A 21,992-nucleotide genomic window follows, 5' to 3' on the forward strand; every position below is an offset into this window, starting at 1 on the left:
TATAAGGATACCCTAAATTAATCTCAGCTTAATTAGCAAAATTGAAACAGATATATTCGGAGGTTCAGTTCACTTCAAAGGATCTGGATTCATCTGCTCCATGTCATACAATAAACTCAAAACCCTTAAAAAGCTGTGGAAATGACCCGTTAATTTTGCGGGTCATTTTTTACTATATTATCACCTTGAATACAGACGGCAGAGGAGTTTCGTGATATGAAAAAACATCAAATTGTAATACCGTGGGATGCGCTGACACTTGAGTCTGTGCGTCCAGTCGGCCAATCGCCTTGAGGAACTGATACCCGCTAACCTAGTGGTCTTTGGTTGTTGATTTTGCTTTTAGTGGAGTGACCACACAGGCAAAAAGAGCAATGAGGGAATATCCCTCCTGCTCTTTTTCATTGGGGACAGACTGTAGGTCAAGCGATAGAAGTCAGTCTCAAAGGGCGTTTTTTTGTTTTTCAAGATGACGGAGTATTATTCCGAACACGGGCAACGGGACCGATAGGCGACGATTATTTGAGCTGCGTAGGTTCATTAGCTCTGACAACATCTACCTTGCTTAAAAACAGATAACAAATTGTAAAGGAGAGTGCGACAGCAATGATCATTCCGGAAATGGCATAGATAAAGTAAGGCCCAAAATAAGCGGGAATGCTAAATATGCTGGATAACACATATCCATACAATCGGACACCGAAAAAGCTGATAAAAGCCGAAGCAACTGAACTTGCGATGATGGCGGCTAGAAAAGCTTTTTTATACTTAGCCAGAACACCGAATAAAGCGGGTTCAGTAATTCCCAAAAGACCAGAGACGGCGGCTGAAACAATAATAGATTTTTCTTTAGGTGTGTTTACCTTGTAATACACTGCAAATGTTGCGCCTACGATTGAAAAGTTAGCCATACACATCATAGGCATTAACATATCGTAACCTTGTGTTGCAAAATTCTGCAAAGCAATCGGAGTCATTGCATGATGCATGCCAGTAAAGACAGCCAAAGGTCGAATCGCACCAACAACAACGCCAGCAAGGATGGGAGAGATACCGAATAAGCCTTGAACAAGCCAAGCTAAGCCATTGCCTAGGTGAATGCCAATGGGACCGATAACGGATAACGCAAGGAAGCCTGAAATAAACAAGGTTAACGTTGGCGTAACTACGGTTTTTAACACTTCTGGCATAAATCTATTGACAATTTTATGAATATGGCTCATTGCCCATACGGCAAAGATAATCGGGATTACAGTACCGGTGTAATTAAACACTGGGATAGGAATAAAGCTTAAAAACTGAAACGAGGAAAGTTCCCCGGCCTTGGCCGCATCCACCATCGTTGGAAACATAATGGTAGCAGCGATTGCTATCGCTAAATATTCGTTGGTTTTGAAAATTTTAGCCGCCGAGGCTGCCAGGAAAAACGGTAAAAACGTAAATACCCCGCTCGCCATCATGTTAATGATCTGAATGGTTTCGCTTTGATCCGAGATGACATGTAGGGCGGTCAACCCTGCGATAAGTCCCTTGATCAATCCTGCCCCGGCAATAGCTGGAACGATAGGCCCGAACACGCCGGATACAATATTCATGAAGAGTGTAACAAACCCCTTCTTTTTTTCAACACTTGCCTCATCTTCCTTTTGAACATCCGTTAGCTTTAATTCACTGGCCAAAATATTAAAATATTCCGCGACTTTAGGACCGAGAATGATTTGGAATTGGTCATTATTAAACTGCGCCCCTAAAACTGGGTCCAATTCCTTAATTTTGTCTATGTCCACTTTGTTTTTATCTTTTAGATCAAACCTGAGTCTGGTCATGCAATGCCAAGCGTTTTGAATATTGCTTTCTCCTCCGACCCCATAAATCATGTCTTGTACCGCTTTCACTTTGTTCATTAAAATTCTCCTGTCCTAGGAATATAAAGTATTGGTTCCGTTTACATTCTGAATGGTATCACAATGGTCTGGCGAATAAAAGCAGTCCAAAATAAGCTTTGTTTCATGAAAAAACCTTGATACATAAGGTTTTTTTGAACTTTTCATGCTAAATTGGACTGGTTTTTTTAAACAATTCGACAATTTACCCAGCCAAATTGATTCTGCATTTCAAACATGTTTCAATTAACCTAGAAATTCTTAGAAAAGAGGAGACATATGAACCCTTCCATCATCACTAATGTGGAATGTTTTGTGCTTAAACCTGACCGACATAATCTGGTGATCGTCAGAGTAACTACAGAAAATAAAATTACAGGATATGGTTGCGCCACTTTTCAGCAGCGCCCGAAAGCTGTTCAACTCCTCGTCGAGGAGTACCTTAAACCTATATTGATTGGAAGAGACGCTAACCATATTGAGGACTTATGGCATATGATGATGGTCAACTCTTATTGGCGTAATGGACCTGTACTGAATAACGCTATTTCTGGGGTGGATATGGCTTTGTGGGACATTAAGGGTAAAATAGCCGACATGCCCTTGTACCAGCTGTTTGGAGGCAAATCGAGGGATGCGATACCTGCATATACTCATGCAGTTGCAGACAACATCGAGGATTTGTACCGAGAGATTGATGGTATTCTTGAGCAAGGATATAAACATATCCGGTGCCAACTTGGCTTTTATGGGGGGAATCCTTCGCAATTGCACGCTCCGGAATACTCAACCCAGGGTTCCTATTATGACCAGGACGAGTATATGCGAACAACCACCAAGATGTTTGCTTTATTAAGGTCAAAATATAATGACCAGTTTCATATCCTGCATGACGTGCATGAACGACTTTTTCCGAATCAAGCCGTACAGTTTGCAAAAGACCTCGAATGCTATAAACCGTACTTTGTTGAGGATATTTTACCTCCGGATCAAAATGAATGGTTAAGTCAGATACGCTCCCAAACCTCAACTGCAATAGCCACCGGAGAACTGTTCAATAATCCTTTAGAATGGAGAAGCCTTATTGCCAACAGGCAGATTGATTTTATTCGCTGCCATGTATCTCAAATTGGAGGGATCACGCCTGCTCTTAAGCTCGGAGCCTTATGCGAGGCATTCGGAGTTAGAATTGCTTGGCATACACCATCAGACATTACTCCTATTGGGATCGCCGTTAACACGCATCTTAATATTCACCTGCACAGTGCCGCGATCCAAGAGAATATTCCTGTTAAGGAGAACACACGCAGCATTTTTACACCCATCATAGACGCTAAAGACGGATATATTTACCCTCTTGAACTTCCGGGCATCGGTGTGGAATTCAATGAAGAACGGGCGAAAAATTATCCGGTGGAATACAGGATGCACGAATGGACGCAGGCGAGATTGCCAGATGGAACACTGATGACCCCTTAAAACAGGCAGCTTCTCCAGCATATAGGGACCCTTATGCTGGAGAAGCTGCCTGTTTAGGTGAATGCTTCTATAAGTTTCTTCTTTTGTGATGCTCGTTATTGAAGGCTGTCAAATACGTACATTTATAGTCAATGGCTACGATTTCGCTTTTCTCAAAGATAATCCCATTATTAAGAATGCCGCGGCTTGATATTTTCATTGCTGGGCTCTTATTCTTTTGTTGTAAGAGCATAGCTTGTTCTTTACTTAGGGCGATTGCCTCATAGGTATTTAGGTAATGCGAAATCGTATATTTATGTTTTTTCACATAGGATTGAATGGAGTGTTCGGCATCCGTGTGCGTAAGGATTGGAAACAAAATAACAGGTAATCGGGACAACTCTAATTGCATCGTTTGATAGTTAACGATTCTTAGACGTTGATATACCCATACCTCATCGCTACTTGTTATTCCAAAAATCTGTTGGTCCTCGGGAGTAGCGGGTTGCTTTTGCAACTCGATTACTTTGGATTTTATGTTGGAGTATGGGTTCTCAGTTAAAGAGTTATAGATGAGTGGACTGGTCTGAATATTCTTTCCTATGAAGATGCCTGATCCTTGAACGACTTTAACCAAGCCCATGTATTTTAATTTTTTGATTGCTTCATGGATGGTGTATCGTGAAACATTATACTGCTTTGCGAGTTCTCTTTCCGTCGGCAGTTTCCAGTCAGGATAATGATTTTGATAGATTTTGCTCAATAAATCGTGAATTACAAATTCCTTTTTGTTCACTAATAAGCCCCCTAGTTGTTGGTTCATTGATATTTTTATCATACTGTTATAGCAACTATTATCAAGTGATCAGAGTAATTATGAGATAGAGGGAGGAATGCAGATTTGTCTTTCTTGGACATGTTATCTCTAACAAATCTTCGTGTCCCGTTAGGCTAAGTATGCCACCAACCTATAAAATAAAGGTAAGAAGAGTCTTCATCGTTGAATAGGAGATGACTATAAATGAAACTCTGTGAACCTCTGATCATTTCATCTGAAAGCGGATACAATCTTCGGGCTGTCGGAAGTGTGCCAGTTGCCCACGCTTGGAGAATGATTGCTCGAGATCATAAGCAAGTGTTTGGCAGAGAGCCCTTGCAAACAGAAGAAGAGGCCTCGATCATTATCCGTTATGCGCAGGAAGAGGATGATTGCCCGCAGTGGCCAGAGGGCTATTGTATGCGTTTTATTGCTGGTGAGAAGGGAACGGTACTACATATCATAGGCCGTGATGAGCTGGGGATCATTTATGGGTTGCTTCATTACAGTCGCTTCGTGCTTGGTGTGGAGCCGTTCTGGTTCTGGGCGGAACTCCCTCCGACCAAGCGGGATACAATAGTCCTGTCGAGCCAGAATTATGACAGTGCACCGTCCAAGGTTCGCTATCGGGGCTGGTTCGTCAATGATGAGGTCTGCCTGATTGGCTGGAAGGATGATTATCCACCAACGGAGCAGGTGTGGGAGCCCGTTTTTGAAGCGTTACTACGCTGCGGTGGCAACATGGTGATCCCGGGAACGGATTTACCGCGCACGGGTATTCATCATAAGCTTGCAGTAGAAATGGGATTATGGATTACACATCATCATGCCGAGCCGCTGGGTGCAGAGATGTTTTTGCGCGCTTTTCCAGGGAAACAGGCCAGCTACAAGGAGCATCCCGAGCTGTTTGAGCAGCTATGGCAGGAAGCGATTGAACGGCAAAAGAGAGAGAAAATTGTATGGGTATTGTCTTTTCGTGGGCAGGGAGACAAGCCTTTTTGGGAAAATGATCCTTCTTTTAATACGCCGGAGAAGCGCGGACAATTAATATCTTATGTGGTTCGCAAGCAGTACAGTATGATCTGCGAATTTGTAGAGCAGCCTGTGTGTAGTATGGCGATGTATGGCGAGATTGCCGAGTTATACAAGCAGGGTCATATTGAAGTCCCCGAAGGGGTGATTAAAATATGGGCGGACAATGGTTACGGTAAAATGGTATCCCGGCGCCATGGGAATCTCAACCATCGTGTACCCGCATTACCCAAGGTGGAGTATGAAGGCAAGAACGGTGTATATTATCATGTGACCTTCCACGACTTGCAGGCGTCGAACCATCTTACTCAATTTCCCTCCTCAGCCGAGCTGATTGTGGACGAATTAACGGCAGCATTTGCCGCAGGAGCAGACGAGTATCTGTTGGTCAATTCAGGTAATATTTTGCCACATTTATATACTCTGCATTTGACAGCGAATTTATGGACGTATGGTAACGTGGATGCTGAACAGCAGCTTATTGATTTTATCGGGAGGTTGTACAGTCGTCAGCATCAAGAGATTTCCCAATTATACCGGGATTATTCCCGTTGTACTATTGTTTATGGCCCGCATAAGGATGATCGAGCGGGGGAGGAATTCTATCACCATCCAGCGAGGCAAATGATGGGCTTTTGGCTGCAAGGCAAAGAAGGCAGTGATCAACGGCTGTGCTGGGCTGCTGGAGAAAGACCTTTTGCTGAGCAGGTACGCTGGTTCAAGGAAAAAGCCGAGTCGGCCATCCCGGGCTGGGTTGAACTGCGAGAGCGGTGTCTACGAATTATGAAACAATTACCTGAAGATGAATATCGCAGACTATACAATCAGCTTCTTGTACAGATTGAATTGCATCTAAGCGGTTGCCGCGGGCTGGCTAACATCTGCATCGCTTACGGGTTATTTCTTGAAGGAGATTATCCACGAGCATTTATACAAGCTTCGCATGCCGTTTGGAACTACCAGACGGGTAGAGAAACGCTCTCGCTCGCAGGGACTGGAAGATGGGAGCATTTCTACCGGGCAGATTGGTTGACTAATCTCGATAACACCATTTCTCATGCGGACACAGTGCGGAGGTTTCTCCGGATTCAGGGAGATAGTCCCGATATGTTCCTGTGGTACAAACAATATGTAATGGCGGAAACCGAGAAACATATCTACCTGGAGAATACGCATCGCAAGCCTCTACCCGATGATGAATTGGCACGCTGCTTGGAGAAGGTGCTATATTAGAGGAGTCGGTCCCAGTAAAAGAACCTTCCAATCCATCAAGATGGAATGGAAGGTTCTTTGTAACTTAGCCCATGGTTCATTTAGCTTCTGCATATCTCATGATGCAACATTCAAGATACCATCACCTGCTGACCTCTAAACAAATTTTTTTCCTTCTATATCGTTTCTTGAGTTTCAGGTCTACTCATATCTTCTTGTAGAGAACCCGTGTTCCTTGGCCCCCCACGAAACGACGAAGGCAAGAAGCATAAGTATAAGCAATGTCCACGGGAAAGAGCGAACCCCAAGCGTCTCTAAAAGAATTCCGCCAAGCAAGCCGCCCCCGCCAATGGCCAAATTCCAAGCAGTTACAAGCATAGACTGAGCTACATCTGCACTCTCACCTGCCGTTTCGGCCAATGCGGTCTGTAATAAGGTAGCAGCACCGCCAAAGGTCAGTCCCCATAGGGCAACACTTAAATACACGATAGCAGGTTGGTGACTTCCGATTCCTAGTGCTACAGCAGTTACAGCAAAGCCAAGGGTACTCATGAGTACCAATAGACGCAGCCAGCGGTCGACCAATGCACCGATCAATCCAATTCCGGCAACCGAAGTTATCCCGAAAATAAGCAGCACCGCATCCGTTCGGGAGGCCAGTCCAGCCTGACTCAAATAAGGAGCGATATAGGTGTACAGAATATTATGCGCCAGTACCCAAACCAAAACGACAAGTAAAATGGGACGTACACCGGCAATCGTGAAAACCTTACTCAGTGGGAGTCGCTGGTGGGTAGCCTGCACGGGAAAATTTGGAAGTTTCCAGAGTACCCAGACGATTAAGACTACCGCAAGAAAGGACATGGTACCAAAAACCGTTCTCCAGCCAACAAGCGCACCGAGGAACGTTCCTAACGGAACGCCGAGGGCAAGAGCCAGCGGGGTTCCTGACATGGCGATAGCCATGGCGCGTCCTTTTAATGCATCCGGAACCATTCGCCGGGCATAGCCAGCGAGCATCCCCCATAACACACCAGCGGCTACGCCTGCAAGGAAACGGGCAGCCAGCGTCAAAATATAGTAAGAAGACAGTGCTGTAAGGGTGTTAAACAAGAGAAAGCCAATGATACAGAGCAATAATAAAGGCCGTCGTCGCCAGCCCCGTGTTGCGGCAGTCAATGGGATTGCGGCAGCGAGCGAACCGAGAGCATACAACGTGACCAATTGGCCAGCCAAAGCTTCTGATATTCCCAGCCCTTTGCTGATTTGTGGCAATAGACCAGCGGGAAGCGTTTCGGTGAGAATACAAATAAATCCGGTCATAGCAAGCGCCAGCAACCCGCTCCATGGGAGTCTTTTGGATGGCGCTGTATCTCTGGAAGTGCGTTCGGTAAAATTCATATTTCAATCCCCTTCTAAATCAAGCATTACATCTGCTCATAAGGAGCAGGAGTTGTTTTTTATCATAAGATATGTTTTGATATAACTGAAATACTATTATTTCATATAGGGCATAACCATACGGTTATGATGGGTGTATGTCTTTGAATATGAATCATCTTGAAGTGTTTATAAAGGTTGCAGAGAAAATGAATATGACGGAGGCTGCTAAAGCGCTGTTTATTTCCCAGCCTGCGGTTAGCAAGGCTTTGATCCAATTTGAAAATACTTTGCAGGTAAAATTGTTTATTCGCGACAAGCAGAATGGACTTGTACTGACTGAAGTGGGAAAAGAAATGCTGAGTCTGGCCAGACAAATGAAGGAAATCGAACATAAAATGGTTCAGCTTGCGTGTCAGGAGAATAAGCTTTTGCGCGGTAAAGTGAAAATAGGCTCCTTCCCGGCGGCCTCTACGAACATGCTTCCAGAAGCGATCTGCTTATTCCGCTCCCAATATCCCGAAGTCACCATTGAACTGATGGAAGGAAACTCGAATCAAATTAAGCAATGGGTGGAGGATCGCACTGTTGAAATTGGAATAGTAGCTTCTCCATTCGATCATTATGACGTCCATATTCTTGAACACGATTCCATGGTTGCGATCATACCGGAGAATCATCCATTGCAAGCAGAACATGAGGTTTCACTGGAACAGAACAGGAACGATCTTATCTTCTGTAAAGGAGGACATGAATCTGCTGTATTAAACACCTTGCATGAGCAGCAAATTCCTTTCCAGGAGAGTCTCACGGTCCAAACGGCTGAAACCTTAGTCCATATGGTCCAAAAAAAGCTGGGCATTGGAATTATATCAAAGTTTACGCTTTCCTCGGTGTCTCATTCACTAATCGTTAAAGGGATTATACCCCAGATTAAGCGGGATATCGGAATTATCGCGCATTCTTTTGATGAAGCGACCCCGGCAGCTCGTGAGTTTGTGAAAGCATTGAGTCAGTTATATCGTTCGAATGAGTAATGAATAAAACAGGTCAAAAGCAATATTCGGATGCCTATGACTGTGTGAATAGGATCGCTTGCAACCTTTCCAACCTGTACTGCGTCAAAGAGGTTGCTAATGGCCAGGCGGCCTAATTCAACTACAAGGTGGAACTTACATGAATATGAGAAAAAGCGCATTCGCAGCCATGACCACAGTAACACTTCTTTCCTTCTCTTTTGGAGGTCAAATGTTTGCGGCGGGCAATCCGTTCAAGGATTTGGACAGTGTAAGCGGCAAAGATAAAATCATCTCCCTTCAAAGTCAGGGTTTGCTCAAAGGGGTCTCTGATACGCAGTTTCTCCCCGCCTCTAAAGTGACTGCTGCCCAAGGCATTCAGTTGATCTCCGGCGGGTTTCAGCTCAGTTTGGCCGCTATTGATTTTAATAAGGCGCCACAGGCCAGCGGACTGTTCGCCCATGTAAAGGATACCGCATGGTATGCCGAAGCCTTTATCAACGCGCATTATAATGGCGTAGAGATTCCAAAAGATATCGATCCTTCAAAAACTCTGACCAAGGAAGAGTTCACCCATATGCTGATTCAGGGCATGGAAAAAGCAGGTAGCCTGCCGATGATCAAAATTGCACCTGTAACGATTGCCGATGATAGCAAGTTGGAGCCTTCGTATCAAGGCAGCATTCAGCGTTCGCTGATATACAAGGTCAATACCTTGGATGCAAGTAAAAAGTTTAATCCAAAAAGCGAGATTACACGTGCGGAAGCAGCCGTTATGTTGTATAACGCGCTAGAATATCTAAAAACTCATAAGGCTTAACCGACTATTCTGGGCCAACCTCTTGATTTTTATGAGGTACCGTGTGGATTTGGGCTTACAGTTACTTGACACCATTATCGTTAATGCTATAATAAGGAAATCGAATTTAGACCCAACGGTAGCTGATTATCGTATGGTTTCTATCCTGGTCCTTCGGCATGTAACACAGGTAACGAATAAATAAGCTGGCTCCGGATGAGGGAGACCAGCTTATTTTTTTGTAAATAAACCGTTTAAACATTTCGGGACCCATATATCGAGAGGAGACGGGAGTTATGTTTGGTAATGATTGGGATGAAGTTTTACGAGAAGAGGTAGAAAAGCCTTATTTCAATGAATTGAGGTATACATTAGCACGCGAATACAAGATACATAAAGTCTACCCTCCAAAGGAAGATTTGTTTTCCGCACTCAAATTAACACCATATCATCTTACCAAAGCCGTTATATTGGGGCAGGACCCCTATCATGGAGAGGGACAAGCCCACGGCTTGAGCTTTTCCGTAAGACCAGGTGTGCGTACACCGCCGTCTCTGCAAAATATATATAAAGAGTTGCGTGATGATATCGGCACTCCCATTCCCAATCAGGGTTACCTTGTTCCTTGGGCAGAGCAGGGAGTGCTGCTGCTGAACAATGTGCTCACCGTGCGTGAAGGACAACCGCAATCTCATCAGGGAATAGGCTGGGAACGTTTCACGGATGCCGTTATTGAGGCGATTAATGAACGTGAGCAGCCGGTAGTGTTCATTTTGTGGGGAAGCCATGCTCAGAAGAAAGCAAGCTTTGTGAATACGAGTAAGCATTTGGTTTTGAAATCCGTCCATCCGAGTCCTTTGGCGGCTCATAGGGGCTTTTTCGGCAGCAAGCCTTTTTCGCAAACCAATGCATTTTTGCTGGAGCATGGAATGGAACCGATTCGGTGGGAGATTCCTAACCACTAGCACTGGAGGTGAGGACATGCGTCAATGGAAGGGACGTCAGGTCATTTTATATCACGGCAACAATGGTCATACCCAAAAGGTGCGCGGAACGATTGAAAAATGGGATGACACGCACAAGTGTGTTATTTTAGGCCCGAAGATGTTGTCTATTCCTTTTGAAAATATAACGTATATTACAATGCTCCCTCCTGGGCGTGAGCGCAGAAGCCGTCATCCGGCGAAGCTACATTCTATCGGTTATGTGATGAGCGTTCCATTACAGTTTGATAATGCCATTCTTTTTCAATCGGCGGTGACCGTTTGGAAAGAAGATCAGTTGATTGCTTACAACACAAAATTGACCAGTCACACGGATTATGATGTCGTTCTGGATGATGGACAAACCTTGTCCAAGAAGGGGCATTTGTTCGTGGTAAGGTCGCTACACGGAGAACTTTAACTGTTATAATCCGCCTTTTTTCTTCCCAAGGGTTCAAATTAAGTATCTGTTTACCGATAAAGGTAATGGGATTGTTAATTATACCCTATTTTATAGAACTGAAACTAAGGGAGAGAAACGAATGGAACGTATGAAACGTATGAGCAAACGGAGTACCTTCTTACTTGCTGTGCTGATGTTTTTATTCGCAGCATTGCCAGCGGGTTTGATCCGGGCGGCAGAAGAGAGCAAGACCTCTACGGTACAGTGGGACAGTCAAAATGTGACTACATTGAATCTGGGTGGAAACTCCGCTCAATTAAAAGTGTGGAAAGTGACAGAGTCCGGTAAAGAGGATGTTACCCAAAAGGCAGCATGGATCTCTGGAGACTCAGGCATATTAAAGGTAGATAAGGGACTTATTACTCCAGTATCAAAAGGGCAAATTAAGGTTGTTGCCACATATGAACAGCAAACGGTAAGCACAACGATTACGGTTAAATCGCCTTACAGCAAGCTGCAAATAGATCCATCCGTTCCCATCAATCTGGTGGTGAGCGGAGATTCGAAGCAATTGACTGCCCAAGGTACGCTTACGGCAGGCGGTACAGAAAAAGTATCTGGTGTGGAATGGACATCTACGAATCCGTCCGTGGCTACAGTGGAAGAGGGTCTGGTTCGTCCTCTTGCCAAGGGCATGACTTACATTAAAGCAAGCAAAGATGAACTCAAAGCACAAACGATCGTGTATGTACGTTCCTCTTCCCAGGCATTAACATTGAGTCCATCCGCTTCCCAATCGGTCTTTCTGGGTAGTTCACCAATTCAGGTCAATGCGACCGATGTGAACCTTACCGGAGGTAAAACGGATGTCACCAGTACGGCCGAATGGACTTCCTCCAATCCGCTGGTTGCCACAGTGGAGCAAGGAAAAATTAGCCCAATGGACGCGGGTAATTCGGTAATTACTGTGTCCTATCACGGTTTGAGTAAGAACTTGAAGGTCAACGTATTGCCGACCATTGAAAAGCTGGTATCAAGCAAAGCGAGCTTATCTCTCGAAACAGGAAGCAAAACGGCTCTTCCGAGCATATCTGCTTACTTGGTCAATGGAGCCAAAAAAGCAGTCCAATCCGATGTAAAATGGAGCCTGAGCAATGAAAGTGTTGTCAAAATCGCGGACGGTAAGCTGGTTGCAGTGAATCCAGGTAGTGCAACATTGACAGCTACGTTGGGTGCCATCAAGCTGGATATCCCGGTAACCGTGCAATACAAGGTTCTCAAGCTGACCGCTTCCGAGAAAAAGTATGTGCTGGTAGCGGGACAAGAAGTGAGTGTTCCTACGGTAAAAGCACAAATGGCTGGTGGTGGAACGCTTGATGTTACGAATCAGGTAAGCTGGGTAGCTACGACTGCGGCCGTAACAGTGGGAAATGGCAAGGTAAAAGCAGTAAGCGGCGGTAACTCTGGAATCAAGGCCATGTATTTGAATAAATATGTGAAAGTGCCTGTCATCGTAGAAGGAACGATTTCTTCGTTGACACCAAGCCTTTCAAGCGCTGAAATGAATTTGAAAGGGAGTCAATCCGTCAAGGTCATCGGTGTGTATACAGATGGTAAAAAAGTTACACTTAGCAACAAAGTGAAATGGACAACATCCAATACTTCCGTGGCGATTGTAAACGGCTCAGCCATCAAAGCGGTTGGGATTGGAACAGCGACGATTACAGGCACATACCAGAATAAGTCGTTTAACATTGAGGTCAAGGTTACACCTAAGCTGCTCAAGCTGGTATTAAGTAACAAGAACTTGAAGCTTCCTAATGGTTCCTCTCAAGTGCTGAGTGTGAATGCGGTTTATGACACAGGCACAATTACCAATGTGACAAGTTCAGCGGTATGGACTTCCTCCAAGCCTTCTATCGTACAAGTTAGCGGAGGACAGGTGAAGGCATTGGCTTACGGAAATTCCAGTATTAAAGTGGTTTATAAAGGTAAGACTGTAGCTACCTCTGTCAGAGTGTTAAAATAATCTTCATGATCGCTTATGCAAAAATAACCCCGGTCAATGACCAGGGGTTATTTTTCAACCTATTCTACGCCGTCCTGATAATGATTCTTCCAGTGTTTGTCGCCTTTGTGTGAGAAGTCTTCAACCGTCTTTTCCAGCGTGGCCACCAGTTGAGCTTTAATCTCGGAAATGGTATCTCGGAACAGTCTTTCTTCCGTGCCGTTAATTTTTTCACCATACAAAGCCTGAGCGGCTATAAATTGACGATGTTGCTCAACAAAGCTGTCAATTGAATGCAGCGCATGCTCCACGTATTGTGAAATGCTATGATGCTCGCTAGGTAGTTGTAATTTTAACTCCTGTACTCTGTTTAATAATGCCATGATGATCACCTCGTACGTTTTATTATGTCAATAATTATACATCATTTTCGGAAAACTTTCATTAAATTTTGATTAAAATGTGATTTTTTTTATATCATAATTGTCATTCCCGATGGGAATGAACTTATTTCCGGAACGATTTCAATTTATCTTCAGATTATTATATTTTAAAGTTAAAATATTTATGATTAAGATATATGAGGGCATGTTGCGACAACGGTCTTTCTGGCATGATATAATAGGGCAAAGCCCAGTCGGAAAGGTTGTCAGTGCGGTATGAAGCTTTTTAAAGGTTTATTTTGGGGAATATTGATTAGTCTTCTCCTGTGGTGTGCCTTCTTTGGGTTTGTCCGCTGGATATCTCAATGAGTCGGGTTATACAAAATAAAGTTCGGGGATTTCCTTGATTGAAGGTTATCCACCGGAATAGCTTGAAGGGAAGAGGGAAATTGAAGAAAAAGCTGTTAAGTTTTATAACTCTATTGCTGCTAGCTACTGGCGTGTATTGGTTTGAAGGTACCAATCTTCTTACGAAAATGACAGGAGAGAACCCGCCTTCATCGGCTCAGGTTACGTTGCAATTTCCGTCAGGTCGTTATCCTGAGACGGCGCAGCATATCAAGGAAGCCATTCAGGCGGGGAAATCATCCATATGCACAATTGACCGTGAAGGAGCCGAGCAAAATCGCAAGCATTCGCTTACAGGAATCCCCACTCGAAAAGGATACGATCGTGACGAATGGCCGATGGCTATGTGCTCAGAAGGTGGTAAAGGTGCAAATGTCAAATACATAGCTCCTAAAGATAATCGTGGGGCAGGATCATGGGTCAGTCACCAATTGGATGATTATGAGGATGGAACGCGCGTAAAATTTGTCGTCAAATAATATGTTATGAGATCGTATCGTTACTTTTTCTTTCCCTTAGTAGGCTCCTGTTTGGTCCTAACCAGAGCCACAAAATTATTATCCTTAGCAGGCTCCTGCTTGGCTCTAATCAATGCCAAAAAAGCAAAAAAATCACCTAGTGTAGTGAAGCCTGCACCTAATAGCGCCAGATCTTCAGCGGATAGTTGATTGAACCATTCCATTTGCTTAGCATCAAACATTTTATCACCGCCAACCATTAATAATGTATAGTATGTTCTGATGGCAACGAAGGTCAGGGCTCTGGCATAACATTTATGTATGCCTGTTTTTTGTGCAGAGGATGTGTAGAACACATGTTAAAATTTAATTTTTATACTAAAATTGTCTCTATCGTTATCGTATTGCTTATTCCTATTCTAATCCTGTATGTGTATTCAAACCAGACAACGACAGACGTGTTACGTAAGGAACTGAATCAATCTAATTATAACCAGTTGACTTTTTTCCAAAATCAGGTGAATACGAATATTGAAATGATATCCTCCTGGCCGCATCTGCTGATTCATGATCCTGACGTAGCCAGTTTTCAAACAATTTTTTTAAAGGACAAGACTCTCAATCTGGATGGCATTAACCTAGTCAAGCGGATTCAAACCAAGCTTGGACTTCAAGAAAGCTCATCGAATTGGAGGACGGGTCTGAATATTTATTCACCTTCGCTTGGACGTGTTGTATCAGAAAAAGGAGCCGGTTTTTATGATCAGAAAGAGTTAAAGCAAAAGATTAAAAACGGCTGGCAGGTATCTAAAAAAAGGATGTACGGGAAGGATCAGTTTATATTTTCGCTGTATACATTATCCCCGTTTTCTTCACTTGGTAATCTGGAAACCGCTAACACGATTATTAAGGTCGAATTTGATAGCAGCAATATTCAGGACATGCTTGACCGTTTCAAAGGAGATGGACGGAAGGAACCTTTTTATTATAAAAAAGGCGTAGGAGTGATCTATAATCGTACTGCGAATGAAGAGCTGTCAGGCAAGCTGATTACGAAACTGGAGAAGATGGGACTGCATGAAGTTGATAATCTGACCGTGAAAGTTGGAGAAGAGAGCTACCTTGTTCACGCCGTTCTTTCACAAACGACGGGCTGGTATTTGATTGACTACATGCCTTTGTCCGATATGATGTCTCCGATTTATACATCTAATCGACTATTTTATATAACCGTTGTTGGCTTGCTGCTGGTAGGCTTCATTGGTGCTTATCTGCTTCATTCACAGGTGCAAGTGCCGATTCTTCAGCTTGTGCGGGCATTTCGGAGATTAAAGGATGGGGACTATGCTGTTCGATTGAGCCCGAAGGGGAGTCATGAGTTTGCTTTCCTGTCTCGTCAATTTAATTTGATGGTCGGACAGATTCAGGAGCTGTTTGAAAAGGTTTATGTTGAGAAGCTACATGTGAAGGAAGCGCGTCTAAAGCAGCTCCAGTCACAAATCAATCCACACTTTTTCTATAATTGTTTTTCTTTTATTACAAGTATGGCGAAGCTGCGTAATCATGAGGCGGTCGTGGCAATGGCTCATAATTTGTCCAAGTATTATCGATATACGACAAGACAGGAACGGGATTTAGTACCTTTATCGGAGGAAATCGAGTTTGTTCATTATTATTTGAAAATTCAGCAGATGCGTATGCCGCGGCTAACGTTTTCAATTCATGTTTCTTCACAGGCCAACAGTCTGCTGATTCCGCTGCTTGTAGTGCAACCACTAGTAGAAAATGCGGTGCTGCATGGGATAGAACCTCAAGCAGAGGATGGTATAATCTGCATTACAACGGAACAGATCGGGCTATATATGTGCTTGATTGTGGATGATAACGGACTCGGTTTGGGTAGGGAGGCTATAACATCCCTGAGATCAGCACTTGACAAGCCTGTAGAAGAGGACAGCGGCTACGGTTTATGGAATGTGCATCAACGAATGCGATTACATTTTGGGGAAGACGCCGGACTGGACTTCTCATTGTCACCTTTGGGGGGACTGCGCGCGGTTTTAAAATGGCCGGTGTTAACAGAAGAAGAGCAGGCGAATAGCTTGATCAAGCTCAAACCTTCGTCAAATTCGAATATGGTTAAAATGGAGGGACCTGATGGTTCAGATATTACTGGTAGATGATGAGAGCTATGTAACAGAAAGCCTGGCGGCTACGATTCCATGGGAGGCGCTGGGCATTGAGAGGGTTCATCAAGCCGCTTCCGCATTAGCAGCAGTGGATGTGCTGGAAGCGTATGATATTGATATTCTGGTTACGGATATTCGTATGCCTGGCATGACAGGGTTGGAGTTGATTGTTGAGGTAAACGAACGATGGCCGCATATCCGATGTTTGCTACTAACAGGCTATGCCGATTTTGAATATGCTAAAAGGGCACTTCAGCTTAAGGCTTTTGATTATATTTTAAAACCGGTGGATGATGAAGAGTTTATGAAATGTGTATCAGCTGCCATCGATTCGCTAAAGGAAGAATGGGAAGCTTTTAATAAGGTTCATCAATTACAGTATAACCGCCGGACGGATTTTGGTGTGCTGCGCACCCACTTCATGCACGATTTGGTACTTGGACGTGATTTGTCTGTACAGATAATAGAGGACAAGTTATCCCAGTACGAAATCATGTTACGTACGGGACAACCCGCAGGTATGCTGCTTATTCAGATGGGCAAGCATTTTTCTGATATGGATTATCATTCAGTATCTTTAATCGAGTATGCGATTGGAAATATCGCTGAAGAAGTGTTCGCACCTGATTTTCACGTCTGGCACTGTAAAGCACCACATGACTGCTTAATTGTATTAATAGAAGCAAATTGGAATAACAATCTGAAAAAGTATGGTATGCATCATGAGGAAGAATCAGAGGATGTCCCAGAACAGCATGCTATGAAGCGAATAACAGAAATTAGTATGGACGAGCATAGTAGTATTTTGCGGGCGACTATCGAAACCTTTCGGAAAAATGTGAGCAATTACTTGAAAGGGGAAATTTACGTCACGGTAACTGGTTGGTTTATGTTCCCGGAGGAGCTGCCTAAGGCATATCAGACTGCGATAAGATCCTTATACTGGAACCACCGGGAGGAGGCGGATACGTTGCTATTTGTAGAGGAGCAGACAGAACAGCCACACAGGTCAGTCAAATCGCTGGAGGGACTATATATGCCTCCTACGCTTACTCATCTACTGGAGTCTAGGCAATGGGAGGAGGCTGAAGCGAAACTGAACCGTGTATTTGGGAAGATAGAAGAAGCAGGATATACCCGCGAACATTTATATGAGCTGTTTATCTCGGTTACGAGCGCCTTTATGTACACGGCACACAAGCAAGGGCGCTTCATTACGCAGATGGATCAAACGGGCTTCGACCCGTTGCATGCCCAGAAAATGGTTCAATCGTTCTCCAACCTTAAGGAATGGATTTTTTCCATGATGAACAAGCTTAAATCGGAATGGTCTGCAAGTGAGCAAAGCGCCAAAAGCTATGTGGTCAAACAGGTTCAGGAGCTCATCTCCCAGGATAAAGGTCAGGAGCTGTCTGTTAAGAAGCTTGCCGATCAGGTTTATCTTCATCCGGTCTATTTGTCGAAAATATATAAAGCTGAAACCGGAGAAGGTCTGGGAGATTATATCATCCGAATGAGAATGGAGCGGGCTCTTTATTTGCTCAAGTATTCCAACAAAAAAATATATGAAATTACAACCGAATTGGGCTATCAGAATCCCCAATATTTCAGTAAGATGTTCAAAAAGCATTACGGAATGACTCCGCATGAATTTCGGGACCAGTAAAGATGAGACCAAGGAGAGAATAGTCAAGATCAGTTGGGAAAGGTGCAGAAATATTTATTTTGTGACATAGGCTGCGTAGAAAAGCCCTCTTATAATTAAAAGAGTAGAAAATGATTTTTTGAGGGGGAACATTATGCGAGTTCATTCGAAAAAAAAGCTGTTGTCGTTGCTCACCGCAACTATGGTATTAGGAGTTGGCCTTGTGGGCTGCTCAGGGTCGGGGAATGATGGAAATGCGGCTAGCACAGCTAAAACTGAAAACGTATACAAAGAAAAATACAGTCCGGAAGTCACAATTTCGACAGTATGGGGTGTAGATCCTGCCTTAAAATTTAAAAATGGCGAATCTATCGAAAATAACGTTGCGACGAAGTGGGCTAAAGAGAAATTCGGGATTAATGTAAAATCACTCTGGTCTGTCACGGATACGAATGGCGCATTTGCCACCAAGCTGCGATTGGCTATGTCCTCAGGTCAGGAGATGCCCGACGTCGTTGTATTGGGGACAGAGAATGAGCAACTGGCACAGGATATGATTGATTCCGGTATGTTTGCGGAAGCGGGCCCGTTGTTTGATAAATATGCTTCGGATTCCTGGAAGCAAGCGATGAATCAGGATACGAACGTATGGAACCAATATAGTCGGGATGGCAAAAAAATGGGTATTCCTGTACTGGATTTTGCCTATAATCACGACTATGTGTTGTGGGTACGACAGGATTGGCTGGACAAGCTGGGCATGAAGGCCCCTCAGACGATGGATGAGCTTGAAAAAGTGATGGATGCTTTTAAAAATAAAAATCCAGACGGATTGTCTCCGGACAAAGTTATTCCGCTCAGCATCGGTTTCAAAACGTCCATGAACACTTGGATGGGTGACCCTTCCTGGATTTTCGGGGCATACGGTACACTCCCAGAACAGTGGAACACTGGCACGAACGGTAGTCTGGAATATGGCTCCGTGCAGCCTGGTATGAAGCAGGGTTTGCAAAAGCTAAGTGAGTGGCTCAAAAAGGGATATATTCCGCGGGAAGCAGCATTGTGGGATGAGAATAAGACGGCAGAACCCACAGTCGCGGGAACAGCAGGTATGATTCCTGGTCCTTACTGGATGAGTGGCTGGCCGCTTCAGGATACGGTGAAAAATGTGAAGAGCGCTGTATGGAAGCCGATCAAGATCCCAGTGGGGCCTGACAACAAAGCCATGCGCCACGGTACGCAATACACCAATGGTGTCGTACTGATCAACAAACAAATGCAGCATCCTGAAGCTTTTTTCACCTATCAAAATTACCTGTTTGATCACTTTGCAAATGCCAAACCGGAAGGGGATTTGGCGAACGGGATGTTTAAGGGCTACGACTATGAATTGGATGCGAGCGGAATGTTGTTGCCTATCGACAAAATAGCAGGAGGTTATGTAAACTCTGTTCGTTATTTGCTGGTTCGTGATGGTGCGCGTATACCTGATGCCCAAATGAAAGCTTTGTTAAGCTTGGCTAACGGCGGGGAAGCGAAGACCCGTCTGGAGAAGGATGTAATGGTTAATTATGGGCAAGGTACTCCTGCGGCTGCCAAGGTGTTGATGGAACAAAAGGACATCTCCATGAAGGATCAGTTCACGGGGCCTACTACGCCAATCATGAAGGCCAAAAAAGACTACCTGGACAAGATTGAAAACCAGACCTTCAATGAAATTATTTATGGTAAACAGCCGATCTCGGCCTTTGACACCTTCGTGCAGACGTGGAAGACTGCTGGAGGCGAACAAATTACAAATGAAGTGAACGAATGGTATAAAAGCGTTGAAAAGTAATAATAGTTAAAAATGGTAAAAAGGCTGCCCAAACGGGCAGCCTTTTTAATACAGATTACCAGAATAAAATGGAAATAAATGCGTTATCTTTATGAATACGAGATAGACTTTCACTCCCATGGTGAGACTAAAAATGATTGCTTTTGTGCCATGTATGTTGGTTATTTGAACTGTCGGGACAGCGGAAACGTCTCTATAATTGAAGTATAACATGAGAGTTACAGGAGGAACTGCAATGAGAAGTCTGCAACGTACGTGGCCATTTCATATTATGCTGCTGCCAGCCATCATTTTCTTAATTGTATTCAGCTACATTCCGATGGGCGGCATTGTCATGGCCTTTCAAAATTACAAGCCTTGGCTCGGCATAACCGGTTCCGAGTGGGTTGGACTGGATAATTTTCGCTTTTTGTTTCAACGGGAAGACAGTCTTCAGGTCGTCTGGAACACGCTAATTATCGCTGTATTAAAGATGTTTTTTAATCTGCTGATTCCATTTGTTTTTGCTATACTGCTCAATGAAATCCGCAAGGTTGGACTTCAGCGTTCCATTCAGACACTGGTTTACCTGCCCCATTTTCTATCATGGGTAATTTTAGGAGGTATTTTGATTGACCTGTTGGCTACAGATGGATTTATGAACCGCATTCTCGGAAGTTTCGGGATTCAGCCCATCTTTTTTCTGGGAGAAAATAACTGGTTTCGTTTTACTGTCATTGTATCGGATATATGGAAGGAGTTTGGCTACAACACCATCGTATTTCTCGCCGCACTGGCGGGCATTAATCCTTCGTTGTACGAAGCATCCGAGATGGATGGGGCGAGCCGCTGGAGACAGACGCTACACATCACTGTACCTTCGCTGATTCCTATGGTGGTGGTTGTCGGTACGCTTGCACTAGGCAATGTCCTGAATGCCGGTTTTGACCAGATTTTTAACCTTTATAATCCGTTGGTATACCAAAAAGGCGATATTATTGACACATTCGTCTACCGGACAGCCTTAATTAATGGGGAAATGGGCTTTGCCACCGCCATCGGGTTGTTCAAATCCGTTATTAGTATGGTTCTCATTCTGATATCTTATCGACTTGCTTACAAATGGGCAGGTTACCGTATATTTTGATTCCACGAGGCTGAAAGAGGGAGAGTCATGTATCATAAAACAAAGGCATATCGCATCTTCAATGTGTTTAATATTTGCTTACTTATATTTTTATCCATCATGTGTATCGTTCCGTTAATTCATGTATTGGCGGTATCATTTAGCGCCAAATCAGCAGCAGATGCCAATCTGGTTGGACTGTGGCCGGTGCAATTTTCATTAGAAGCCTACAAGAAGACGATGAATAATCCTATTTTTCTGCACTCTATCTGGATCTCTGTTCTCCGGACCGTGCTGGGAACTGGCTTGACGCTGCTCATTACCTTCTTAGCTGCTTATCCACTTTCAAAGGAAACATCTGTGTTCCGTAGCCGAAACGTATATTCATGGCTGTTTGTATTCAGTATGATTTTTAACGGTGGCCTGGTTCCATTCTATATGGTTATTCAAAAGATTCATCTCATGGACAGCTTTTGGGTTCTTGTTTTGCCAGGAGCGGTCAACACATTTCTGGTCATCCTCATGTTGAACTTTTTTAGAGGAATACCCAAAGAGATGGAGGAGGCTGCACTGATTGACGGGGCAGGTCATTTTCGGACCTTGTTTAGTATATTTTTGCCGATATCCATGCCATCCATTGCGACGATTGCGTTGTTTAGTATGGTATTTCACTGGAACTCATGGTTTGACGGCCTACTCTATTTGAGCAATGCCAAGGATTATCCATTGGCTACATTCCTGCAAACGGTAATCATTCAGAAGGATATGAGCTCTATGAGTATGAGTCCCAAAGAGATGGAGTTGCTTTCACAAACGACAGTGAATGCAGCACAGATTTTTATTGGTGCAGCTCCTATTCTGATTGTATATCCATTTTTACAAAAGTATTTTGTTAAAGGTATGACGCTTGGTTCTGTCAAAGAGTAAAGCATATTGATTTAAAGGAGATGATTTACAGTGTCGCAGCAAAACATAA

The 21,992-nt window shown here is 43.9% G+C and carries 18 protein-coding genes; 13 read left to right on the forward strand and 5 right to left on the reverse strand.

Features of this window, described 5'->3' with window-relative positions; all coding sequences use genetic code 11:
- Window positions 1–518: 518 nt before the first annotated feature.
- Window positions 519–1,904, reverse strand: a complete 1,386-nt coding sequence (locus ACIFO6_RS16200; protein WP_430041903.1) for a PTS transporter subunit EIIC — start codon at window positions 1,902–1,904, stop codon at window positions 519–521.
- A gap of 258 nt (window positions 1,905–2,162) precedes the next feature.
- Between ACIFO6_RS16200 and ACIFO6_RS16205 the strand changes: the two genes are divergently transcribed.
- Entirely contained in the window at window positions 2,163–3,362 is a 1,200-nt protein-coding gene (locus tag ACIFO6_RS16205) for an enolase C-terminal domain-like protein (protein WP_430041904.1), read from the forward strand.
- A 67-nt stretch (window positions 3,363–3,429) separates the two neighbouring features.
- On the opposite strand, the gene ACIFO6_RS16210 is transcribed toward ACIFO6_RS16205, so the two are convergent.
- Window positions 3,430–4,137 (reverse strand): GntR family transcriptional regulator, encoded by a 708-nt coding sequence (locus ACIFO6_RS16210; RefSeq protein WP_430041906.1) that lies wholly within the window; start codon window positions 4,135–4,137, stop codon window positions 3,430–3,432.
- A gap of 225 nt (window positions 4,138–4,362) precedes the next feature.
- On the opposite strand from ACIFO6_RS16210, the gene ACIFO6_RS16215 reads away from it, so the two are divergent.
- On the forward strand, window positions 4,363–6,423 hold the full coding sequence (locus ACIFO6_RS16215; protein ID WP_430041909.1) for a glycosyl hydrolase 115 family protein: 2,061 nt from the start codon (window positions 4,363–4,365) through the stop codon (window positions 6,421–6,423).
- 180 nt (window positions 6,424–6,603) lie between these two features.
- Here the strand turns inward: ACIFO6_RS16215 and ACIFO6_RS16220 are convergent, their stop codons facing one another.
- On the reverse strand, window positions 6,604–7,803 hold the full coding sequence (locus ACIFO6_RS16220; RefSeq protein ID WP_430041911.1) for an MFS transporter: 1,200 nt from the start codon (window positions 7,801–7,803) through the stop codon (window positions 6,604–6,606).
- Window positions 7,804–7,940: 137 nt separating this feature from the next.
- On the opposite strand from ACIFO6_RS16220, the gene ACIFO6_RS16225 reads away from it, so the two are divergent.
- From ACIFO6_RS16225 to ACIFO6_RS16245, 5 genes are all read left to right on the forward strand, one after another.
- A complete protein-coding gene (locus ACIFO6_RS16225; protein ID WP_430041913.1) occupies window positions 7,941–8,819 on the forward strand; it encodes a LysR family transcriptional regulator in 879 nt (292 codons plus the stop codon).
- A gap of 139 nt (window positions 8,820–8,958) precedes the next feature.
- Complete coding sequence (locus ACIFO6_RS16230; protein ID WP_430041915.1) at window positions 8,959–9,618, forward strand: S-layer homology domain-containing protein; 660 nt, start codon at window positions 8,959–8,961, stop codon at window positions 9,616–9,618.
- Window positions 9,619–9,893: 275 nt separating this feature from the next.
- The gene (locus ACIFO6_RS16235; protein WP_430041917.1) at window positions 9,894–10,562 is read left to right on the forward strand and encodes a uracil-DNA glycosylase; all 669 of its coding nucleotides are present in this window, start codon (window positions 9,894–9,896) and stop codon (window positions 10,560–10,562) included.
- Between the two features lie 16 nt (window positions 10,563–10,578).
- The gene (locus ACIFO6_RS16240; protein ID WP_430041919.1) at window positions 10,579–11,001 is read left to right on the forward strand and encodes a hypothetical protein; all 423 of its coding nucleotides are present in this window, start codon (window positions 10,579–10,581) and stop codon (window positions 10,999–11,001) included.
- A gap of 121 nt (window positions 11,002–11,122) precedes the next feature.
- Window positions 11,123–13,012, forward strand: a complete 1,890-nt coding sequence (locus ACIFO6_RS16245; protein ID WP_430041921.1) for an Ig-like domain-containing protein — start codon at window positions 11,123–11,125, stop codon at window positions 13,010–13,012.
- 59 nt (window positions 13,013–13,071) lie between these two features.
- Here the strand turns inward: ACIFO6_RS16245 and ACIFO6_RS16250 are convergent, their stop codons facing one another.
- A complete protein-coding gene (locus ACIFO6_RS16250) occupies window positions 13,072–13,374 on the reverse strand; it encodes a hypothetical protein (RefSeq protein WP_025683436.1) in 303 nt (100 codons plus the stop codon).
- A 449-nt stretch (window positions 13,375–13,823) separates the two neighbouring features.
- On the opposite strand from ACIFO6_RS16250, the gene ACIFO6_RS16255 reads away from it, so the two are divergent.
- Window positions 13,824–14,261 carry a NucA/NucB deoxyribonuclease domain-containing protein gene (locus tag ACIFO6_RS16255; protein ID WP_430041922.1) on the forward strand — a complete coding sequence of 146 codons (438 nt, stop codon included), beginning with the start codon at window positions 13,824–13,826 and terminating at the stop codon, window positions 14,259–14,261.
- 20 nt (window positions 14,262–14,281) lie between these two features.
- Here the strand turns inward: ACIFO6_RS16255 and ACIFO6_RS16260 are convergent, their stop codons facing one another.
- Entirely contained in the window at window positions 14,282–14,596 is a 315-nt protein-coding gene (locus tag ACIFO6_RS16260; protein ID WP_430041924.1) for a hypothetical protein, read from the reverse strand.
- On the opposite strand from ACIFO6_RS16260, the gene ACIFO6_RS16265 reads away from it, so the two are divergent.
- The 5 genes from ACIFO6_RS16265 to ACIFO6_RS16285 all read left to right on the forward strand — a co-directional run bounded on the left by ACIFO6_RS16265 (window position 14,597) and on the right by ACIFO6_RS16285 (window position 21,943).
- Complete coding sequence (locus ACIFO6_RS16265) at window positions 14,597–16,423, forward strand: sensor histidine kinase (protein ID WP_430041926.1); 1,827 nt, start codon at window positions 14,597–14,599, stop codon at window positions 16,421–16,423.
- Entirely contained in the window at window positions 16,398–18,095 is a 1,698-nt protein-coding gene (locus ACIFO6_RS16270; RefSeq protein WP_430041928.1) for a response regulator transcription factor, read from the forward strand. Before ACIFO6_RS16265 ends, ACIFO6_RS16270 begins: the two co-directional genes overlap by 26 nt.
- A 133-nt stretch (window positions 18,096–18,228) precedes the next feature.
- Window positions 18,229–19,911, forward strand: coding sequence for a sugar ABC transporter (locus ACIFO6_RS16275; protein WP_430041930.1), 1,683 nt, complete (start codon window positions 18,229–18,231; stop codon window positions 19,909–19,911).
- A gap of 235 nt (window positions 19,912–20,146) precedes the next feature.
- Window positions 20,147–21,037, forward strand: a complete 891-nt coding sequence (locus tag ACIFO6_RS16280; RefSeq protein ID WP_430041931.1) for an ABC transporter permease — start codon at window positions 20,147–20,149, stop codon at window positions 21,035–21,037.
- A gap of 27 nt (window positions 21,038–21,064) precedes the next feature.
- The gene (locus ACIFO6_RS16285) at window positions 21,065–21,943 is read left to right on the forward strand and encodes a carbohydrate ABC transporter permease (RefSeq protein WP_430041933.1); all 879 of its coding nucleotides are present in this window, start codon (window positions 21,065–21,067) and stop codon (window positions 21,941–21,943) included.
- The last annotated feature ends 49 nt before the right edge of the window (window positions 21,944–21,992 follow it).

The organism is Paenibacillus sp. NRS-1781 (genome assembly GCF_050467745.1).
Taxonomy (GTDB): domain Bacteria; phylum Bacillota; class Bacilli; order Paenibacillales; family Paenibacillaceae; genus Paenibacillus; species Paenibacillus terrae_A.

Bases quoted from the DNA above. Each gene is read 5' to 3' on its own strand.
- ACIFO6_RS16200 (WP_430041903.1), bottom strand. From the start codon at position 1,904: ATGAACAAAGTGAAAGCGGTACAAGACATGATTTATGGGGTCGGAGGA.
- ACIFO6_RS16205 (WP_430041904.1), top strand. From the start codon at position 2,163: ATGAACCCTTCCATCATCACTAATGTGGAATGTTTTGTGCTTAAACCT.
- ACIFO6_RS16215 (WP_430041909.1), top strand. From the start codon at position 4,363: ATGAAACTCTGTGAACCTCTGATCATTTCATCTGAAAGCGGATACAAT.
- ACIFO6_RS16220 (WP_430041911.1), bottom strand. From the start codon at position 7,803: ATGAATTTTACCGAACGCACTTCCAGAGATACAGCGCCATCCAAAAGA.
- ACIFO6_RS16225 (WP_430041913.1), top strand. From the start codon at position 7,941: ATGTCTTTGAATATGAATCATCTTGAAGTGTTTATAAAGGTTGCAGAG.
- ACIFO6_RS16230 (WP_430041915.1), top strand. From the start codon at position 8,959: ATGAATATGAGAAAAAGCGCATTCGCAGCCATGACCACAGTAACACTT.
- ACIFO6_RS16235 (WP_430041917.1), top strand. From the start codon at position 9,894: ATGTTTGGTAATGATTGGGATGAAGTTTTACGAGAAGAGGTAGAAAAG.
- ACIFO6_RS16240 (WP_430041919.1), top strand. From the start codon at position 10,579: ATGCGTCAATGGAAGGGACGTCAGGTCATTTTATATCACGGCAACAAT.
- ACIFO6_RS16245 (WP_430041921.1), top strand. From the start codon at position 11,123: ATGGAACGTATGAAACGTATGAGCAAACGGAGTACCTTCTTACTTGCT.
- ACIFO6_RS16250 (WP_025683436.1), bottom strand. From the start codon at position 13,374: ATGGCATTATTAAACAGAGTACAGGAGTTAAAATTACAACTACCTAGC.
- ACIFO6_RS16265 (WP_430041926.1), top strand. From the start codon at position 14,597: ATGTTAAAATTTAATTTTTATACTAAAATTGTCTCTATCGTTATCGTA.
- ACIFO6_RS16270 (WP_430041928.1), top strand. From the start codon at position 16,398: ATGGTTCAGATATTACTGGTAGATGATGAGAGCTATGTAACAGAAAGC.
- ACIFO6_RS16275 (WP_430041930.1), top strand. From the start codon at position 18,229: ATGCGAGTTCATTCGAAAAAAAAGCTGTTGTCGTTGCTCACCGCAACT.
- ACIFO6_RS16280 (WP_430041931.1), top strand. From the start codon at position 20,147: ATGAGAAGTCTGCAACGTACGTGGCCATTTCATATTATGCTGCTGCCA.
- ACIFO6_RS16285 (WP_430041933.1), top strand. From the start codon at position 21,065: ATGTATCATAAAACAAAGGCATATCGCATCTTCAATGTGTTTAATATT.